We start from the raw sequence: 17,388 nt of genomic DNA on the forward strand, positions 1-17,388 counted from the left end.
GAAGTTAAATACATTATAGCACTTTAATCGTAAAAAAAATAACTTTTTAAATAAAAAATAAATTTAAAATTTTAAAGGATCTAGAATAAGTACACCATCCTCTGAAAGTTTTTTACCTTGAAAATATATTTTACAAAAAGAAACAATTAAGGCATGAAAAATTTGATAAAGCTCGTATAATTTACATTCTTTTTTTAGTAAAACACACAATTCCTGCTGATTCTTAGCTATGTCTTTTTTAAAAAAATCTGCCAATTCATCATAACTTTGACACTCATAGCCTAAATAATTAGCTATTTTTGCACTATAAGTATCAACTACCAAAACTTCTTTTTTACATATATAATTTAAAATTCCATCTGCACTTTCTTGACCCAAGCCTTTAATACCTAAAAGCCATTCTCTATCTACTTCTTCTTTAAAAAGTTCAAAAGAATTAAAATCTTGAAAATATTTTTGAGTAAAATTTTTAATATATTTTGCTTTGGTATTATAAAATCCACTTGGCTTTATTAAAAGCGCTAAATCTTGAGTGTTTAAATTTGATAAATCTTCTATCTTGGTAATATTTGCTTGTTTTAAATTTATCAAAGCTTTCAATACATTTTTCCAATTTGTATTTTGAGTTAAAACTACAGAAATTAAAATTTCAAACTCACTTAAAGTATTATTTTCTAGCCATTCAAAATCTTTATAAACAATATTTGCATTAACTAAAGCTTTAAAAATTTCATATCCACTCATGCTTTTTCACTCTTTCTTAAATGCATCAAAATAGCCTCAATTACATCATCATCGTCTTTACTTTTTGCCTTAATGACTTCCTTGCTCTCATCATCTTTTACAAAACAAATATTTTGTTCATAATTGCTCACTAATTTATAATGTTTGCTAGCTAAAATTTTTATGATGATTAAATCCAAAAACTGCTTTGTGAAGATATCAGGTCTTCCAAAACGATCATTCATCTCACTTTCTATCTCATAAACTTCATTAACACTCATGCATTTACTAAGTCTTCTATAAAGTTCTAATCTCAAACGATCTTCGCTAATATACTCACTATTTAAAAAAGCATTGATATTAAGCTTTAGATCTATTTTTTTCTCTTTAATTTCTTCTTTTTTACTTAGCTTATTAATCTCATCTTCTAACATTTTAAGATACAAACTATAACCAATTTGCTCTATATGCCCACTTTGATCCACGCCTAATAAATTTCCACCCCCACGAATTTCTAAATCATGATAAGCAAGCACGCTTCCTGAGCCTAAATAAGAATTACTCTCTAAGCTCGTAAGTCTTTTTAAAGAATCTTTTGTGATTTTTTCCTTATCTTCAATCAAAAAATAACAATATCCTTGCTTAGCGCTACGCCCTACTCTTCCTCTAAGTTGGTGCAAATCAGCCATACCAAAGCGATCTGAATTTTCTACTATAATAGTATTTGCATTTGCCAAATCAATACCACTTTCAACTATAGAAGTACAAAGCAACAAATCATATTCTTTATTTTCGAATTTAATCATTTCTTCTTCGGTAGTTTTTGCATCAATTTTAGAATGCAAGATTAAAATTTTTAAATTCGGAAATAAATCTAAAAGATATTTTTTACACCCATCAATACTTGCTATGTGATTGTGAATATAAAAAATCTGCCCTGCTCTTCTTAATTCTCTTGAAATAGCTTCTTTAATCAAAGCATCATTACTTTCTCTAACAAAGGTACGCACATCCAAACGATCCTCAGGTGGAGTTTGCAAAACACTATATGATTTTAAAGAACTAAGAGCTTGATTTAAACTTCTTGGTATAGGCGTTGCTGACATAGATAAAATATGGGAGTTTTTACTTAGCTCCTTGAGTTTTTCTTTTTGTTTTACACCAAATTTATGCTCCTCATCTATCACAACTAAACCCAAATTTTCACACTCAACCCCTAAAAGAGAATGCGTTCCAACCACTACACAAGGCTTATTTTCTTTTAAAAATGCCAAAACTTGTTTTTTTTCTTTAGTACTAGTAAAACGATCTAGCTTAAAAACCTCTATATTAAAAGAATCAAATCTTCGTTTTAAGGTTTTAAAATGCTGGGCTGAAAGCAAAGTAGTTGGTACAAAAAACAAAGCCGTATAACCACTTTTCACACAAGTAAATATAGCGTTCATAGCAACTTCTGTTTTACCAAAACCCACATCACCACTTAAAAGCCTATCCATTACCTGCATACTTTTTAAATCCTGAGTGATTTCTTGGCAAACTTGACTTTGATCTTTAGTATAAAAAAACCCTGCTTTATTGATAAATTCATCTTGTAATTCTTGAGAAATTTTTAATTCTTTTGCTTTTATCAAAGCTCTAGCTGCTGCTAAAGAAACTATATTTGAAGCAATGGCAAATAATTTTTCTTTTAATCTTTCTTTGATTTTTAGAAAACTTCCTTTTCCAAGCTTATCAAGTAAAGGCACACCACCACTTGCGCCGATATATTTATCAATCATATATAAATTTTCAACAGGTAATAAAAGCTTGTCATTATTTAAATACCCAAGAGCGACAAATTCTTTTTTTGCTCCTGCTATCGTAATTATCTCAAGACCTAAAAATTTAGCTACACCATAATCTTCATGCACAACAAAATCCCCAACCCTAAGCTCATCTATTACCAAACTTGCTTTTCTAACTCTTTTATTTTTTTCTTTTTTATTTAAAGAGATGATAAGCTCATCTTGAGTGCTTAAATTAATTCTTTCTTGGGATATTTTTAATTTAATATTTGGAAATTCTTGTATATTTAAAGCTTTAAACAAAGCTTCATTTTTAGCTAAAATAGTAATTTTCTTATCTTTGTGAAAAGTGAAAAAATCGTGATTGTAAGAGCTTACTAAATCTTTATAAAATTTTGGTTCAGGTAAAATATTTTGATTGATTTTGCTAATATCTTCTTCAAAATCATTTACATCAAATTTTTTTATACTCACAAAATTTAAATCCAAATAATCACAAAAATCATCAATACACCAAAAACCTAAAGAATTAACATCATTAATAATGCTTTGACTTTGAAAATTTTGAATCTTTTCTTGTAAATTTTCATATTGATCTTGATTAAAAGCGCTCAAAAATGGACAAATCTCAATCTTTGAAAGTTCATTTGGAATTGATTTTTGCGTATGAATATCAAAATATCTTATACTTTCTATCTCATCTGAAAAAAGCAAAATTCTAAAAGGTTGCTCTTCATTGATCGCAAAAATATCTATAATATCCCCACGTATTGAAACTTCGCCCTTATCTTGAACTATATCTACAAACTCATACCCGCTATGTAAAATTTCTTCTTTAAATTTCTCTAAAGTAAGAAGTGAATTTCTTTCAAGAGTAATGTTTTTTAGATGCTTTTTTCCAGGGAGTTTTTGTAAGATTGTTTTTATAGGGGATATTAAAATTTTATTTTCATCTTCTTTATGATAAGCATTTAATACTTTACAAATTTCAAAAAGTTCTTTAGAAAAAGAACGTAAATCGCTACCAAATTCTGCTCTAAAATCAGGTAAAACAAAGGTTTTGAAATTTAAAAATAAGCAAACCTGAGCTAATTCATCTGCTTCTTTATCATTCTCACAAACTATTAACTCAGTTTTATTGCTTAATAAATATTCATATAATTTAGCTTGCATTTTCTGAATTTTCTATACTCACATCGATAGTTGCAAGTTCTTCATCTTTTTCAATGATTTTACTACTTCCGTTAAATTTTCCACCATTTTCAATGCTTAATTGTTTAACTATAATATTACCATTAAGTACACCACCGGATAAAATTTCTAAAGAATCAACTTGCATCTCACCTTCAAAAACCCCATTAATCACTATCTTGCTTGCTTTAACTTGTCCTTTTAAAATACCACTTTTGCCTATTACTATCACATTAGAAGAATTAATCACTCCTGTAATTTCTCCATCTAAATGAAGCATAGAGTCAAAATAAAATTTTCCTTCTATTTTTGCTCCGTTTGAAATGACTGTAGTTTCGGATACTGTAGCAATAGAGCCTTTATTAAAGATTGCCATGGAACTCTCCTTTCTTTTTCAAAAATTTGTTCATAATTTTTTCGGTTTAAATCTATAAAAATTTTAGGATCTAAAAGTTTATTAATAAATCTAACCTCATAATGTAAATGTGGGCCTGTAGAAAGTCCTGTATTTCCTGTATAACCCAATAAATCACCTTTTTTTACAAATTGCCCTGCTTTGACAACATCTTTACGCATCATATGTGCATATACTGTTTTAAAACCAAAATTATGAATTAAAATAACTGAATAACCATAGCCATTATTACTATATGCGGCATATTCAACCACTCCATTTGCCGGTGCATAAATAGGAGTATTTAAAGCTGCTCTTAAATCAATACCTGGATGAAATTCTTTTTTATTCAGTATAGGATGATGACGCCATCCAAAATTACCTGTAACCCCATTATCTTCTATCACATGACCATTTGGAATTTGTGTTAAAAATAAATAAGCTTGATCATTAGTAAGCTTAACTTTTTCTAATCTTTCTGGTATATCTAAGCTCTCATCTTGCTTTAAACCTAAATTTTCTTCAATATCTGCAAGTTGAGTTTGGAGTTCATCATATAAGGCTGTTTTTTCTTCTAAACTTTTTTGCATACTTTCATTTTGAGAAAATAATTTAGTGTTTTTTGAAGATAATGCTTCTTGCTCTTTTAAAAGTTCTGAACGTTTATCCGCTAAATAATTAATATACAAAGCACCCAAAACTATAACAACAAAAACAAAAGAAGTAAAATAAATAATTACTTTTTTTATAATCTGACTTAATAAAAAATGTCTAGAACCATTTACATCTGTGATAGTTAACGTAAATTTATCTTTCATTATAGCCTCTTAAAAAATTTTCTACCAATACAAAAGAACCAAAAACTAAATACAACTCATCTTTTTTTATTTGTTCAAATTTTTGATAAACAATATCTAAATTTTCTAAATTTTCTAGCAAAACAGAACCTGCCAAAGGCCTATCTTTGCTTTCATATTCATAAATTTCAACTATTTTTATTATAGACTTTAAAGCCCTTAAAATTTTATAAGAATCTTTATCTAAAAAGCAATTATAAACTAAATGAACTTTTTTTTCCTTAAAAATTTCAGCTAAAGCTAAAGCCGCCATTTCATTATGTCCTACATCAACAAAAATATTTTGGCTTACTTGCTCACATCTTCCTTTTAAATCAAGTTTTGGTAAATTATTAATGCTTTGAATTAATTCTTTTTCATTTTTAACACAAATTTTAGAAAAAGCTTCCAAAGCTAAAAAAAGATTATCTTTTAAAAAAATTGCTAAATTATATTTTTGAATATATTCTTGCACACAAGGATAAACAATTTTGTTTTTATCTAACATACTAATATTTAAACTAGCTTGTTTTAGATTAGCTATTTTTTGAGCTAATTCTAATACTTTTACTTCTTGATTATGGCTAATTAAAACTTTAGCACTCATGGCTTTTAATTTTGTTCTTGCTATTTCTTCTAAATTTTTACCCAATAAGTCTTGATGATCAAAACCTATTTTAGTAAAAACACTAAAATTTATTTCAAAAACGCTTGTAGCATCATATTCCCCACCTACTCCGGCTTCTAAAATCACATAATCACAATCTTTAAAAACAAAAAAAGCTAAAAAAGTAGCATATTCAAAATAGCTGAGTTTTTTCACATCTTCTAAAAAAATACTTTCTAATTCTTCATGTGCTTTTTCTAAAAGTTCATTATTTGCAATTTTACCATTTAGCCAAAATCTTTCATTAAATTCAAAAATATGAGGACTCGTATAATGACCTACTTTATACCCTTGCTCTAAAAGCAAAAGCGCTAAAAATCTACCTGTACTTCCTTTTCCATTAGTGCCAATAATTTGGATATTTTTAGTTTTTGGGATAAATTTTTTATACTTTTCATACATATTAAACATAAAAAACCTACTAATTTTTTGCACATACATAGTTTTTTGTGAGAGTATTTGCTGAAATTTCATAGTAAGCTTTTTTGGATTAATTCTTTTAAAATATCACCCTCTGGAAATTCTTTTTTTTCTATACAAGAAGATGATAGAGCAAGTTTAACTATTTCTTCTTTATAAATAAATTTATAATCATCTATGAGTTTTAAAGCTTTTTCTGTAAAAATTTGAGCGTTTTCTAAATTTTTACCTGGAAGTATAACTAAATAAGAACTTTCATCTAAAATCCAAATTTCAGCTGTATTTTTACATAAATCCTTAAGTATTTTTTTAAATTTTTCACTAATAGTCTTAAAACTATCAAGACCATATGTATTAATAATGTGTTCTATATTATTGATTTTAAAAAAAGATAGGGCATAATTAACCGCATAAAGTCTATAATTTTCATCAAGTTTTTTAAGCTCTTGAGCTAAATTCCACTGTTCTCTTTGCTCATCATCACTTGTAGCTTGAATTTGAGTTTTAATTTGAGCTATTTGCTCATTTGCGTATAAAAGCTTATCTTTTAATGTGTCAAAATTAATCTGCACATTACCATTTTCATCTTTAGTTAAAGCATTGATAAATTTCACATCTTCTTGGCTATTATCATAAAGCTTTGACACCATTTCATTTAAGTTTTCCAAATGTTGATTAAAAAAAGAAAGATTTTTTTGTATATAGTATTTATCTATTGCTTCTTTTTTTTGCAACATTAAACAATACTCATGTGCAAATTCTTTTCTGGCAATCAATCTAGGATTATCTTTTAAATTTTGTTTAAATTGTTCCACTTCTTTACTCTCGCCAAATAAAGGCTCCAAAGAAGCTAGTAAAAGTTCAGCTTGCTTTTCATAAGAGCGTTCTTTTAACATAACAATAAGTTTTTCTATTAAAGTATGAAAATCTAAAAATGCCCGAATATTAAATTCTTCTAATTTTTTTAAAAAATCGTGATCTTCATAAGATTTTTCAAGCTCTTTCCATTTGACTCTTAAAAGATATATGGTTTCTAAATCCATAGCTTGAGATAATCTGTGTTGAGTAATTTGTGCAAGCTCTTTAATTTTTTTATCTTTACTAATACTAAGTTGTTGAATAATTAAGCCGAGTAAAGCATAGACATCTTCATATTTTCTGCTTACTTGCCTATTAAGTCTAGAAACCAAAAACATCAAAAACTCATCAATAGTTCGTATGCTTTTTCTCTTCAGTTCTTGTTTATAAATATCATCTAAAAGATTGGTGTATTTTTCTATTCTTGCTTTATTAAAACTCATAACCCCTGCTTTTTTAGCGCACTCTTCAAACACCTCGCTATAATTTTCGGGAGTTGGATGTAATTTACGTTCTTTTAGTTTTATCAATGTTTCTTTTGCAATCTCATTGATATGGCTCGCCATTATTTATAACCCCTAATAGCTATAATAGAAATAAACTCATCAAAAGCTTCACTTGATGCATTTTTAATCGCTTCAAATCTAGCTTGATCACTGATAATAGAATTTGGATTAATATCAAAATTATAACTACCTTTGGTGTTTACAATTTCTTCTTTTCCGCTTTTATAACGCAATATAAATTCTAAATAAAGCTCTGCTTTATAATTAATCACATAACCATTTTGATCGTATACCATAGGAAGAAATTCCAATCTTTTCATCGTGACAACAATGGAACTATCCGCATTATACTCATCTGTGATTTTTCTACCAAGTTTATTTAACATAGCTTCTCTTAAAATATCTGTTATATAAACACTATTTTCAGGATCTTGTTTGCTAATATTGATTTTCAAAAATACATTTTCACCCAAAACTCTGCTTGCCATTTGAGATGATGGGATATACCCGCAAGATATGATAAAAAAAGCAAAAAACAATACTAGATATTTTTTCATTTAACCACCAAATTAACCAATTTTTTATCAACATAAATTTCTTTTACTATGGTTTTACCCTCTAGCCATTTTGCGACATTTTCTTTAGCTAAAGCTAAAATCTCATCTTCTTTGGCTTCTGAATTTATTTCAATCTGAGCTCTTTTTTTACCATTAACACTAATAGCTATATTAAAACTATCTTTTACAAAAACTTCATCTTTTATTTTTAATACTTTAAAATTTTCACATTTAAACAAATGTTCACTAAGCTCAAAACAAACATGAGGGATGATAGGCTCTAAAATATTTAAAATAATATAAAAAGCTTCTTTTGAAACTTCTTTATGATTTATAGCATTTAAGGCATTTAAAGCTTCCATACATGCAGCTATTAAGGTATTAAAAGCAAAACTTTCTTCATAAACTTCGAAAGATTTTTTCAAAGCTTCATAAACTTTTAATCTAGCATATTTTTCTTCTTTATTTAGACTTTGATGATTAATTTCTTGCAATTTTCCACATTCTAAACTCATAGCCTTTTCATAAAGCCTATTGATAAATTTAAACGCACCCTCTAGCGCACTATCATTCCATTCAAGTTCTTTAGCAGGTGGTGCAGCAAACAATATAAACAATCTTGCACTATCTGCTCCATATTTTTCTATAATATAATCAGGATCAACTACATTGCCCTTGGATTTACTCATCTTAGCACCATCTTTGGTCACCATTCCTTGGGTTAAAAGTCTATTAAAAGGCTCATCATCTTTTAAATAACCCAAATCCCTAAGTGCTTTTTGAAAAAATCTTGCATAAAGTAAATGTAATATCGCATGCTCAATCCCGCCAATATACTCATCAACATTCATCCAATAATTTACACTCTTTTCATCTACAGCTTTTTCTTGCCATGTTTTATCATCACTTGCAAAACGTGCAAAATACCAAGAACTTTCAAAGAAAGTATCTAAAGTATCACTTTCTTTTTGTGCTTTTTTGCCACATTTTGGACAAACGCATTCTTTCCATGTTTCGTGCTTATCTAGTGGATTTCCTTCTCCATTTATCACCACATCCTCAGGTAAGGTAATAGGTAAATTTTCTATTTTTTGAGGAACTATACCGCAAGAATTACACTTAATCATTGGTATAGGAGCACCCCAATATCTTTGTCTAGAAACACCCCAATCACGAATTTTAAAATTGGTAACTCTTTTACCAATACCTAGTGATTCAATTTTTGAACTAATTTTTTCCCTAGCTTCATTGCATTCTAATTGATCAAATTCTCCACTATTAATCAAAACACCTTCTTTTAAAGTATAGCATTGCGCATCATTTTCATCTTTATAAATTACTTTTTTTATAGCTAAATTATAAGTTTTTGCAAACTCATAATCTCTTTCATCATGAGCAGGTACACTCATAACAGCACCACTACCATAATCACTTAAAACAAAATTAGCTGTCCATAGAGGAATTTTTTCTTTACTTAGCGGATGGATTACATAAAGATTTAAAAAATATCCTTCTTTTGATGCAGCTTGTCTTTGACGTGGTGTTTGATTTTGTATATTTTGAATTTTTATGATAGTATCTTGATCTAGTAATTTTTTATCAATTAATTCATTTACTATTTCATGATCAGGCGCTAAAGCAATGTAAGACACTCCATAAATAGTCTCAGCCCTTGTTGTAAAAACATTGATCTTTTTTGCACTGATTTTATCATTTTCTTCTATATTAAAATCAAAACTAAGTCCCATGCTTTTACCTATCCAATTTTCTTGCATAGTTAGAACTTGACTTGGCCATTTTCCTTCTAATTTTTTAAGATCTTGTAATAATTCATCTGCATAAGCGGTAATTTTTACATAATATCCTGGCATTTTTTTTCTAATGACTTCATGTCCGCAACGCCAACATTTACCATCTTCAACTTGTTCGTTTGCTAAAACTGTTTTGTCATTCTCACACCAATTAACTTCGGCTTCTTTGGTATAAATTAAACCTTTTTCATGCATTTTGATGAAAAATTCTTGCTCAAATTTAGTATATAAGGGATCAGAAGTAGCAAACATTCTTTTTTTAGAAAAAGAAAAACCTAAAGAAGCAAGCTCATTTTGCATATAATCAATATTTTCATAAGTCCATTTTTTAGGATGGATACCATGTTTAATCGCAGCATTTTCAGCAGGCATACCAAAACTGTCAAAACCTATAGGATGCAAGACATTAAAACCTTTTTTTCTATAATACCTAGCCATAGCATCACCTATGCTATAATTTCTCACATGTCCCATATGAATTCTACCGCTTGGATATGGAAACATAGATAAAATGTATTTTTTTGGTAAAGAAAAATCATCTTTTGGTTCAAAATACTCTTTTTCTTGCCAAATCTTTTGCCATTTTTTTTCTATTTTATCTGCTTCATATGCCATTTTAACTCCTAATTTTCTTCTTGACTTTTTACCGAATCAACTACAACTAAAATCATTGAAAAAATATTAGCTATCAAAGCACCAATTGCTAAAGTGTAAACCATAACATTAGCTTCTGGATTAATTTGTATTAAAGCAAAAGCTGGAATTAAATGCAAATCAGCCACCAAAGAACTTGCAAATAATTCAGCTGCTAAGAAATTTCTAACTCCAATTTTCAATAAAGTAGAAATTAAATTCACACAAGCTGCAATAAATAATGCAACTTCATTTTGATCATATAAAAATCCTGCGGTCGTAGTTAAGCTCATTAGAGCAAAAAAGATATAAATAACCTTACCCCAATTCATTTTTACACCGTTCCTTTTTCATACATCGCTCTTAATTTTTCTTTTTCTTGTTTTTTCTTTACTTTTTCTAATTCTTTTTGGCGATACTGCGTAACACTAAATTTAAACCATAAAAGCGCTGGACTTGCTACAAATATAGAACTTGCAGTACCTGCCACAATACCCACTATCATAGTTAGAGCAAAACCTTCTATCATAGATCCACCAAAAAAATAAAGCACCACAACAGTGATTAAGGTTAAACCCGTTGTTAAAGTAGTTCTTGATAAAGTTGCAGAAACTGATTCATTAATAATTAGATCAAGTTTTGAATTTTTACTTGTTTTAACACCTTCTCTAATCCTATCAAAAATAATAATCGTATCATTTAAAGAATATCCAAGCACGGTTAAAACAGCCGCCAAAATATCTAAATTTACATCTATTTCAAATAACGCAATAGCACCTAAAGTAATGACTATATCATGAATTTCACACACAATAGAAGCCATAGCAAAACGCCATTCAAATCTTACTGCCAAATAAATCAAAATAGCAATCAAAGAAATTCCAACCGCCATAAGACCTTTATTACGCAGTTCATCTCCTACTTTTGGACCTACTACATCCACACGGCGCACTTCAAATTTACCTGTATCTTTTAATAAATTTGTAATGCTTACTCCAATGTCATTTCCCAAACTATCACTACTTCCTGAAAAACGAATAATCACTTCATTTGCACTGCCAAATTCAGTAACGCTAGCGCCTTTTAAATTTTCATTGATAGCTAAAGCTTTGCGAATTTCAGCCAAGGGTGCTTTTTGCTCGTATTGAAGTTGCACTAAAGTTCCACCGGTAAAATCAATACCAAAATTCAAACCCTTAGTAAAAAGAATAAAAATAGAACCAAAAAATAAAATAAAAGACAAAGAGATGGCTGCAAATCTCATTCTCATAAAATCATAAACATGTTTTTGACTAAAAAATTGCATTAAGGTCTCCTATATCCAAACCATAATCTTGTGTTATTGCTTTTTTCCATACGGTTCATAAACATTTCAAACATACCATGAGTTCCAACAATAGAAGTAATCATCGAAACTAAAATTCCTATGCTTAAAGTCACCGCAAAACCTTTTACCGCACCTGTTCCATAAGCATAAAGTACTACTGAAGTAATAAGCGAAGTAATATTAGAATCTAAAATCGCACTCATTGCATGCTTATAGCCATTTTCAACGCTTTGCCTTATACTAGCACCTTCTCGCAATAACTCCCTAATTCTTTCATTAATAATAACATTAGAATCTACTGCCATGCCCACAGTAAGCACAAGTCCTGCCATACCAGGTAAAGTTAAGGTTGCACCAAACATAGCCATTACAGCAATAATCATTAAAATATTTGCCACTAAAGCAATATTAGCAAAAATTCCTGCTATACCATAATACATCACCATAAATGCAATAACTAATACAGAAGCACCCGCTAGGGCTATCATACTCATTTTAATACTATCAGCACCCAAAGATGGTCCAACACTTCTTTTTTCAAGCATTTTAACCGGTGCTAAAAGCGCCCCACTTCTTAAAGCAATAGCCACATCATGAGCTTCTTCAACAGTAAAGCTACCACTAATTTGACCGCTACCCCCGCCTATTCTTTCATTAATTCTTGGAGCTGAATAAACTTTATTATCCAAAACTATAGCTAGGCGCTTTCCCACATTATTTCCTGTATAGTCTCCAAATTTTTTTGCACCTTCTGAATTTAAGGTAAAATTAATCACAGGAAGATTATTACTTTGCGCAAAACCTACTTTTGCATCTGTTAGCATAGAACCATCAAGAATAGGTATAGATTTTACTAGATATTTAATTTGAGGGTTTTTTGCATCTTCAAAAATCAAATCTCCATATTCAGCAGCTTGGGCTGGAGTAAGATTATTTACCTGATCCATTCTAACATCATCTACTTCCATTAATTGCAAATGTGCAGCTTTTGCAATAAGTTCTCTAGCTCTAGCTTCATCTGCAGCAGTTTTAATGCCTGGAAGTTCGACTAAAATTTTATCCTCACCCGATCTTGCTACATTTGGCTCTGCAAGACCAAATTGATCAAGTCTATTTCTAATAGTTTCTACAGCTTGTAAAATAGCTTGTTCATGAGTTAGTTTGATTTCTTCTTGGGTTAAAGAAAGCGTGTAGTGTAAATTTTCATGTGTGATAGCTAAGCCTTTAATGTCTTTTAATAACAAATCAACCTTAGCTGCATCATTTTCATCTAATAAGCTAAATTCAATACTAGTATCATTTACTTTGATTTTATCAACAATAATGTCTTCTTTATTGATAGAATAACTAAGAGAAGAGGCTATGGATTTAACCTTTGACTTAACCGCCTCTTCTACTTCTACACCTAATAACATATGCAAACCACCTTGCAAATCAAGTCCTAGGTTAATCTTAGCACCACTTTGGGTCTGCATAAAAGAAGGTATGGAAAAAATTAATCCTATAAGAAAAACTACAAAGAAAATAATACTTCTATAAGTAATTTTTCCACTACGCATCAATTTTCTTTGCTATAAAATCTCTAGAAATTTTTACAACTACATTTTCATCATTAAGCTTAACTTTGATAAAATCCTCTTCTGGTTTTACCACCTCGCAAATTATCCCACCATTTGTGATGATTTTATCCCCTTTTTCTAAAGATGAAACCATCAATTTGTGGTCTTTTGCTTGTTTTTGTTGTGGTCTAATAACCAAAAAATAAAAAATCGCAAAAAGCACAATGAGAGGCAACAATGAAGTCCAAATATTTCCGTTTTCTGCCATTTCTTCCCCTTTTTTTAAAATTCATAAATTCTAATTCTACCACTTTTAAAATAATAAAAGCCTTTTTTTCTGCACTTTTATTGTCAAATTTTATTTATTTTTCTTTTTTTGAAAATTTACTTTTTGAATTTATTTCTCCATTTTTAAGTATATATGGTTTGGTTTTATTGCTAAGAAATAAAAGTAAAGTAGGATATTTTTATACTGGATTTTTTGTAGGAATTTTATGGTTTTGGTGGATAGGTTTATCATCAATTTATTTTAATTTAGCTTATTTAATTCCTTTAGAAGTTATCTTAATCGGTATAATTTATGGAATTTTATTCTTAATATGTTTTTTTCTTAAATATGATTTTTTAAGGCTTTGTGGAATTTTTTTACTTAGTTTTATTCATCCTTTTGACTTTGATTGGCTAAATTGGGGTGTTTTAAGTGTATATGGGATCTTTGATGCAAGTTACCAAGGCATTGTAGCTATGTTTTTGATTGCTTATTTTTACTATGAAAAATATATCTCAAGATATTATAAAATAGCAATCATTTCAATCTTTATTCTAATAGGAGCTCAATATAATCAAAAACAATCACAAACACTAAATTTAAACTATAAATTAATCCAAACTAATATCTCTCAAGATCAAAAATTCATACAAGAAAATTTGCAAACTCATTCTAAAGATATATTTTATCAAATCAACAAGGCTATAAAAGAAGGTAAAGAAATGATTGTTTTTCCTGAAACTGCTTTTGCTTTTGCTTTAAATAAAGCACCAAGTTATTTGCAAACTTTAAAAGACTTATCAAAACAAATCATCATCATTACAGGTGCTATTAGTGCTACACCTAATCATCTATATAATAGTACTTATGTATTTGACAATGGCAACATACAAGTTTTTAACAAACACTATCTTGTACCTTTTGGAGAAGAAATTCCTATATTTAAAAACTTTTTTAAAAAATATCTTTTAAATATTGATGAATTTTCAAAAGGAAAGGAGTTAAATCAATACACTCTAAATAATCAACTCATCACTAATGCTATCTGCTTTGAAGCAACTAAAGAAAAACTTTACAAACACTCAAAGATCATCATAGCTATTTCAAACAATGCTTGGTTTAATTTTTCAAGTGAGTATAAATTACAAAATTTTCTAATGCGTTTTTATGCAAATAATTATAATGTAAGCATATATCATGCAGTTAATGGAAAAGAAAACGCAGTAATTAAGCCAAAAGAAATATTGATTTTAAAGATAAAAGAGAGATTTTTAAAGCAAAATGAAGCTTAAAAGCTTCATTTTACAATGCCTTAAATTCATCAAGTGCATCTAATTTCTCCCAAGGATAATCAGCCTGCCCCACTTGACCACGAGCAGCTACATCAGCATACATGAAAGTATCTTTACTTGGTTTATCAAGATTGAATTTATTTTTAATCCAATTTGGAGTTAATGGGAAAGTTTTCATTACAAAATCACTTAAAATATCATCGTTTAATCTTGCATTTGTTCCCATGCAATCTACACTTACAGAAGTTGGTTTAGCTACGCCTATAGCATAAGAAAGCTGCACTATGCATTTTTTAGCAAGACCTGCTGCTACGATATTTTTAGCAAGCCATCTTGCAGCATAAAGCCCACTTCTATCAACCTTAGTATAATCTTTAGAAGATTGCGCACCACCCCCTATTGGAGCATAGCCACCAAAGCTATCTACTATAAGTTTTCTTCCTGTTAAACCACTATCATGTAATGAGCTGTGATTTACATATTTTCCCGTTGGGTTGATTAAAATTCTTGTTTTTTCTGGGCAAAAAAGCTCTTTTGGTAAATTTGAATCTAAAATCAATTCCATTACCAAAGCTCTTAAATCTTCTATTTTCATACTTTCAACACAAGGAGCTGAAACTACAATAGTATGGATGCTTTGAGGTTTACAATTTTCAAAATTTTCTTTATTTACATAATCAATCGTAACTTGAGTTTTAATATCCACTCCAAGTTTATCAGGATTGTTTTTTGCAAACTCATATACTTTATCACAAAGCATTCTAGCATAAGAAATAGCTGCTGGCATATATTCTTTTGCTTCATTGCTTGCAAAACCAAACATTATTCCTTGATCACCTGCTCCAATTTCTCCATCTTCTTGATCAACACCTTGATTAATATCAGGACTTTGCTCATTTAAAAATACCATTACATCTAAATCATCAGGATGTAAACATTGTTTTTTGCTAAAATGCGGATGGCCATCATAACCAATATCTGCTAGAGCTTTTTTTACAATATTTTCATAATCTTGTTTTTCTAGTTTATGTTTTGATTTAATTTCACCACCAATTACTACTTTATTTCCTGCTACAAAAACCTCACTAGCAACCCTTGAATCTTTATCATGAGTTAAAAAAGCATCCACTATAGAATCAGCTATAATATCAGCACATTTATCAGGATGTCCTGCACTAACAACTTCAGAAGTAAATAAATACATATTTCATATTCCTTATCATAAAAAAATCTAGCTTTATTTTAACACAAGCTAGCTTAAAAATAAAAAAGCTTATTTAAGCTTTACTTTGTTAGAATAAATTAAAAATTTATCACTACAAAAAAAGGTAAGAAATGAGTTTATTCTCTTGTGCAATCAAACGTTATAAAGATGGAAATCTTATTTTACAAATTTGCATAGGTATTGTTTTAGGAATTTTAGTAGGTGTTTTTTCTAAAGATTTAGCTATTTTTGCAAATATTTTTGGTGCTTTATTTACAGGAGCTTTAAAAGCCATAGCGCCAATTTTGGTTTTTATCTTAATCTTAACAACTATTTGCACAAAAGAATTTAACCATGGAAGTGAAAAAATAAAACACATTATTTTCTTGTATATTTTTGGAACTTTTTTAGCTTCTTTAAGTGCAGTTAGTATAAGTTTTGTTTTTCCTATAGAATTAGTATTGAGCGATGTTGAAAAAGCTTCCACTACAAGCCCTGCACATATAGGCGAAGTATTTAAAACTTTACTTTTTCAAATCGTAGATAATCCTATCCATGCTTTATCTTCAGGAAATTATTTAAGTATATTAGCTTGGGCTATAGGTGGAGGTTTTGCTCTAAGACATTGTTCTAATGATGCAAAGCAACTTTTTACCGATATCAACGAAGGCGTGTTAAAAATCGTTAAATTTATAGTCAAGCTTGCTCCTTTTGGAATTTTTGGACTTGTAGCAAATTCAGTTGCTCAAACAGGAGCAGCAGGGCTTTTAAGCTATGTTAAATTATTAATAATTTTAGTTTTGACTATGTTTTTTGTAGCTTTTGTAATTAATGCTTTAATTGTCTTTGCTTACACAAAGAAAAATCCTTATCCTTTGATTTTTATTTGCTTAAAACATAGCGCTGTTTTTGCATTTTTTACAAGAAGTTCTGCGGCAAATATTCCTGTAAATATGGCACTTTGCTCTAAATTAAATATCAATAATAATCTATATAGTATCTCCATTCCACTAGGAGCTACGATTAATATGGCAGGAGCAGCTGTAACTATAGCCATATTAAGTCTTGCAGCAGCCCACACAGTAGGCATTGAAATAAATTTTTTACAAGCTATGCTTTTGAGTGTTTTAGCCGCATTTGCAGCTTGTGGAGCTAGTGGGGTTGCTGGAGGTTCACTCTTACTCATACCACTTGCTTGTTCTTTGTTTAATATTGATTATGACATAGCCATGCAAGTAGTTGCGGTTGGTTTTATCATAGGGGTTATTCAAGATAGCGTTGAAACAGCTTTAAATAGCTCAACGGACGTTTTATTTAGCGCTATTTGTTCAGATAATGAGCTTAATTTAAAAATTTAA

15 protein-coding genes are annotated in these 17,388 nt (G+C 29.3%); 2 read left to right on the top strand and 13 right to left on the bottom strand.

Translation table 11 applies throughout. The features are described from left to right. Positions 1 to 63: 63 nt before the first annotated feature. Genes CAMP5060_RS04865 through yajC form a run of 12 tightly spaced genes read right to left on the bottom strand, consistent with a single transcriptional unit; the run spans position 64 to position 13,534 of the window. Positions 64 to 744 (bottom strand): 3-methyladenine DNA glycosylase, encoded by a 681-nt coding sequence (locus CAMP5060_RS04865; RefSeq protein ID WP_337217996.1) that lies wholly within the window; start codon positions 742 to 744, stop codon positions 64 to 66. After that, positions 741 to 3,680 (bottom strand): DEAD/DEAH box helicase, encoded by a 2,940-nt coding sequence (locus CAMP5060_RS04870; RefSeq protein ID WP_337217997.1) that lies wholly within the window; start codon positions 3,678 to 3,680, stop codon positions 741 to 743. Before CAMP5060_RS04870 ends, CAMP5060_RS04865 begins: the two co-directional genes overlap by 4 nt. After that, entirely contained in the window at positions 3,670 to 4,074 is a 405-nt protein-coding gene (locus CAMP5060_RS04875) for a bactofilin family protein (RefSeq protein WP_087700771.1), read from the bottom strand. Before CAMP5060_RS04875 ends, CAMP5060_RS04870 begins: the two co-directional genes overlap by 11 nt. Further along, on the bottom strand, positions 4,002 to 4,913 hold the full coding sequence (locus CAMP5060_RS04880) for a M23 family metallopeptidase (RefSeq protein WP_251813763.1): 912 nt from the start codon (positions 4,911 to 4,913) through the stop codon (positions 4,002 to 4,004). Before CAMP5060_RS04880 ends, CAMP5060_RS04875 begins: the two co-directional genes overlap by 73 nt. Beyond that, positions 4,900 to 6,069, bottom strand: a complete 1,170-nt coding sequence (locus CAMP5060_RS04885; RefSeq protein ID WP_337217998.1) for a Mur ligase family protein — start codon at positions 6,067 to 6,069, stop codon at positions 4,900 to 4,902. The genes CAMP5060_RS04880 and CAMP5060_RS04885 overlap by 14 nt, the downstream gene beginning before the upstream one ends. After that, the gene (locus tag CAMP5060_RS04890) at positions 6,066 to 7,439 is read right to left on the bottom strand and encodes a hypothetical protein (protein WP_337217999.1); all 1,374 of its coding nucleotides are present in this window, start codon (positions 7,437 to 7,439) and stop codon (positions 6,066 to 6,068) included. The genes CAMP5060_RS04885 and CAMP5060_RS04890 overlap by 4 nt, the downstream gene beginning before the upstream one ends. Further along, a complete protein-coding gene (gene lptE, locus CAMP5060_RS04895) occupies positions 7,439 to 7,936 on the bottom strand; it encodes an LPS assembly lipoprotein LptE (protein ID WP_087700767.1) in 498 nt (165 codons plus the stop codon). Before lptE ends, CAMP5060_RS04890 begins: the two co-directional genes overlap by 1 nt. Continuing rightward, positions 7,933 to 10,362, bottom strand: coding sequence for a leucine--tRNA ligase (gene leuS, locus CAMP5060_RS04900; RefSeq protein ID WP_337218000.1), 2,430 nt, complete (start codon positions 10,360 to 10,362; stop codon positions 7,933 to 7,935). Before leuS ends, lptE begins: the two co-directional genes overlap by 4 nt. A gap of 8 nt (positions 10,363 to 10,370) precedes the next feature. Then, positions 10,371 to 10,712, bottom strand: coding sequence for a DUF6394 family protein (locus CAMP5060_RS04905; RefSeq protein ID WP_087700765.1), 342 nt, complete (start codon positions 10,710 to 10,712; stop codon positions 10,371 to 10,373). Between the two features lie 2 nt (positions 10,713 to 10,714). After that, complete coding sequence (gene secF / locus CAMP5060_RS04910) at positions 10,715 to 11,686, bottom strand: protein translocase subunit SecF (RefSeq protein WP_087700764.1); 972 nt, start codon at positions 11,684 to 11,686, stop codon at positions 10,715 to 10,717. Next, entirely contained in the window at positions 11,686 to 13,266 is a 1,581-nt protein-coding gene (secD, locus tag CAMP5060_RS04915) for a protein translocase subunit SecD (protein ID WP_087700763.1), read from the bottom strand. Before secD ends, secF begins: the two co-directional genes overlap by 1 nt. Next, positions 13,259 to 13,534 (bottom strand): preprotein translocase subunit YajC, encoded by a 276-nt coding sequence (gene yajC, locus CAMP5060_RS04920; protein WP_039618686.1) that lies wholly within the window; start codon positions 13,532 to 13,534, stop codon positions 13,259 to 13,261. Before yajC ends, secD begins: the two co-directional genes overlap by 8 nt. On the opposite strand from yajC, the gene CAMP5060_RS04925 reads away from it, so the two are divergent. Continuing rightward, entirely contained in the window at positions 13,504 to 14,826 is a 1,323-nt protein-coding gene (locus CAMP5060_RS04925; protein WP_087700762.1) for an apolipoprotein N-acyltransferase, read from the top strand. The genes yajC and CAMP5060_RS04925 overlap by 31 nt on opposite strands. 10 nt (positions 14,827 to 14,836) lie before the next feature. Here the strand turns inward: CAMP5060_RS04925 and metK are convergent, their stop codons facing one another. After that, entirely contained in the window at positions 14,837 to 16,030 is a 1,194-nt protein-coding gene (gene metK, locus CAMP5060_RS04930) for a methionine adenosyltransferase (protein ID WP_087700761.1), read from the bottom strand. A gap of 131 nt (positions 16,031 to 16,161) precedes the next feature. Between metK and sstT the strand changes: the two genes are divergently transcribed. Then, entirely contained in the window at positions 16,162 to 17,388 is a 1,227-nt protein-coding gene (gene sstT / locus CAMP5060_RS04935) for a serine/threonine transporter SstT (protein ID WP_337218001.1), read from the top strand.

Source organism: Campylobacter sp. 1569 (assembly GCF_024723675.1).
Classification (GTDB): Bacteria; Campylobacterota; Campylobacteria; order Campylobacterales; family Campylobacteraceae; genus Campylobacter_D; species Campylobacter_D jejuni_C.

Bases quoted from the DNA above. Each gene is read 5' to 3' on its own strand.
- CAMP5060_RS04865 (WP_337217996.1), bottom strand. From the start codon at position 744: ATGAGTGGATATGAAATTTTTAAAGCTTTAGTTAATGCAAATATTGTT.
- sstT (WP_337218001.1), top strand. From the start codon at position 16,162: ATGAGTTTATTCTCTTGTGCAATCAAACGTTATAAAGATGGAAATCTT.
- yajC (WP_039618686.1), bottom strand. From the start codon at position 13,534: ATGGCAGAAAACGGAAATATTTGGACTTCATTGTTGCCTCTCATTGTG.
- CAMP5060_RS04890 (WP_337217999.1), bottom strand. From the start codon at position 7,439: ATGGCGAGCCATATCAATGAGATTGCAAAAGAAACATTGATAAAACTA.
- CAMP5060_RS04875 (WP_087700771.1), bottom strand. From the start codon at position 4,074: ATGGCAATCTTTAATAAAGGCTCTATTGCTACAGTATCCGAAACTACA.
- metK (WP_087700761.1), bottom strand. From the start codon at position 16,030: ATGTATTTATTTACTTCTGAAGTTGTTAGTGCAGGACATCCTGATAAA.
- lptE (WP_087700767.1), bottom strand. From the start codon at position 7,936: ATGAAAAAATATCTAGTATTGTTTTTTGCTTTTTTTATCATATCTTGC.
- secF (WP_087700764.1), bottom strand. From the start codon at position 11,686: ATGCAATTTTTTAGTCAAAAACATGTTTATGATTTTATGAGAATGAGA.
- leuS (WP_337218000.1), bottom strand. From the start codon at position 10,362: ATGGCATATGAAGCAGATAAAATAGAAAAAAAATGGCAAAAGATTTGG.
- CAMP5060_RS04925 (WP_087700762.1), top strand. From the start codon at position 13,504: ATGAAGTCCAAATATTTCCGTTTTCTGCCATTTCTTCCCCTTTTTTTA.
- CAMP5060_RS04905 (WP_087700765.1), bottom strand. From the start codon at position 10,712: ATGAATTGGGGTAAGGTTATTTATATCTTTTTTGCTCTAATGAGCTTA.
- CAMP5060_RS04870 (WP_337217997.1), bottom strand. From the start codon at position 3,680: ATGCAAGCTAAATTATATGAATATTTATTAAGCAATAAAACTGAGTTA.
- secD (WP_087700763.1), bottom strand. From the start codon at position 13,266: ATGCGTAGTGGAAAAATTACTTATAGAAGTATTATTTTCTTTGTAGTT.
- CAMP5060_RS04885 (WP_337217998.1), bottom strand. From the start codon at position 6,069: ATGAAATTTCAGCAAATACTCTCACAAAAAACTATGTATGTGCAAAAA.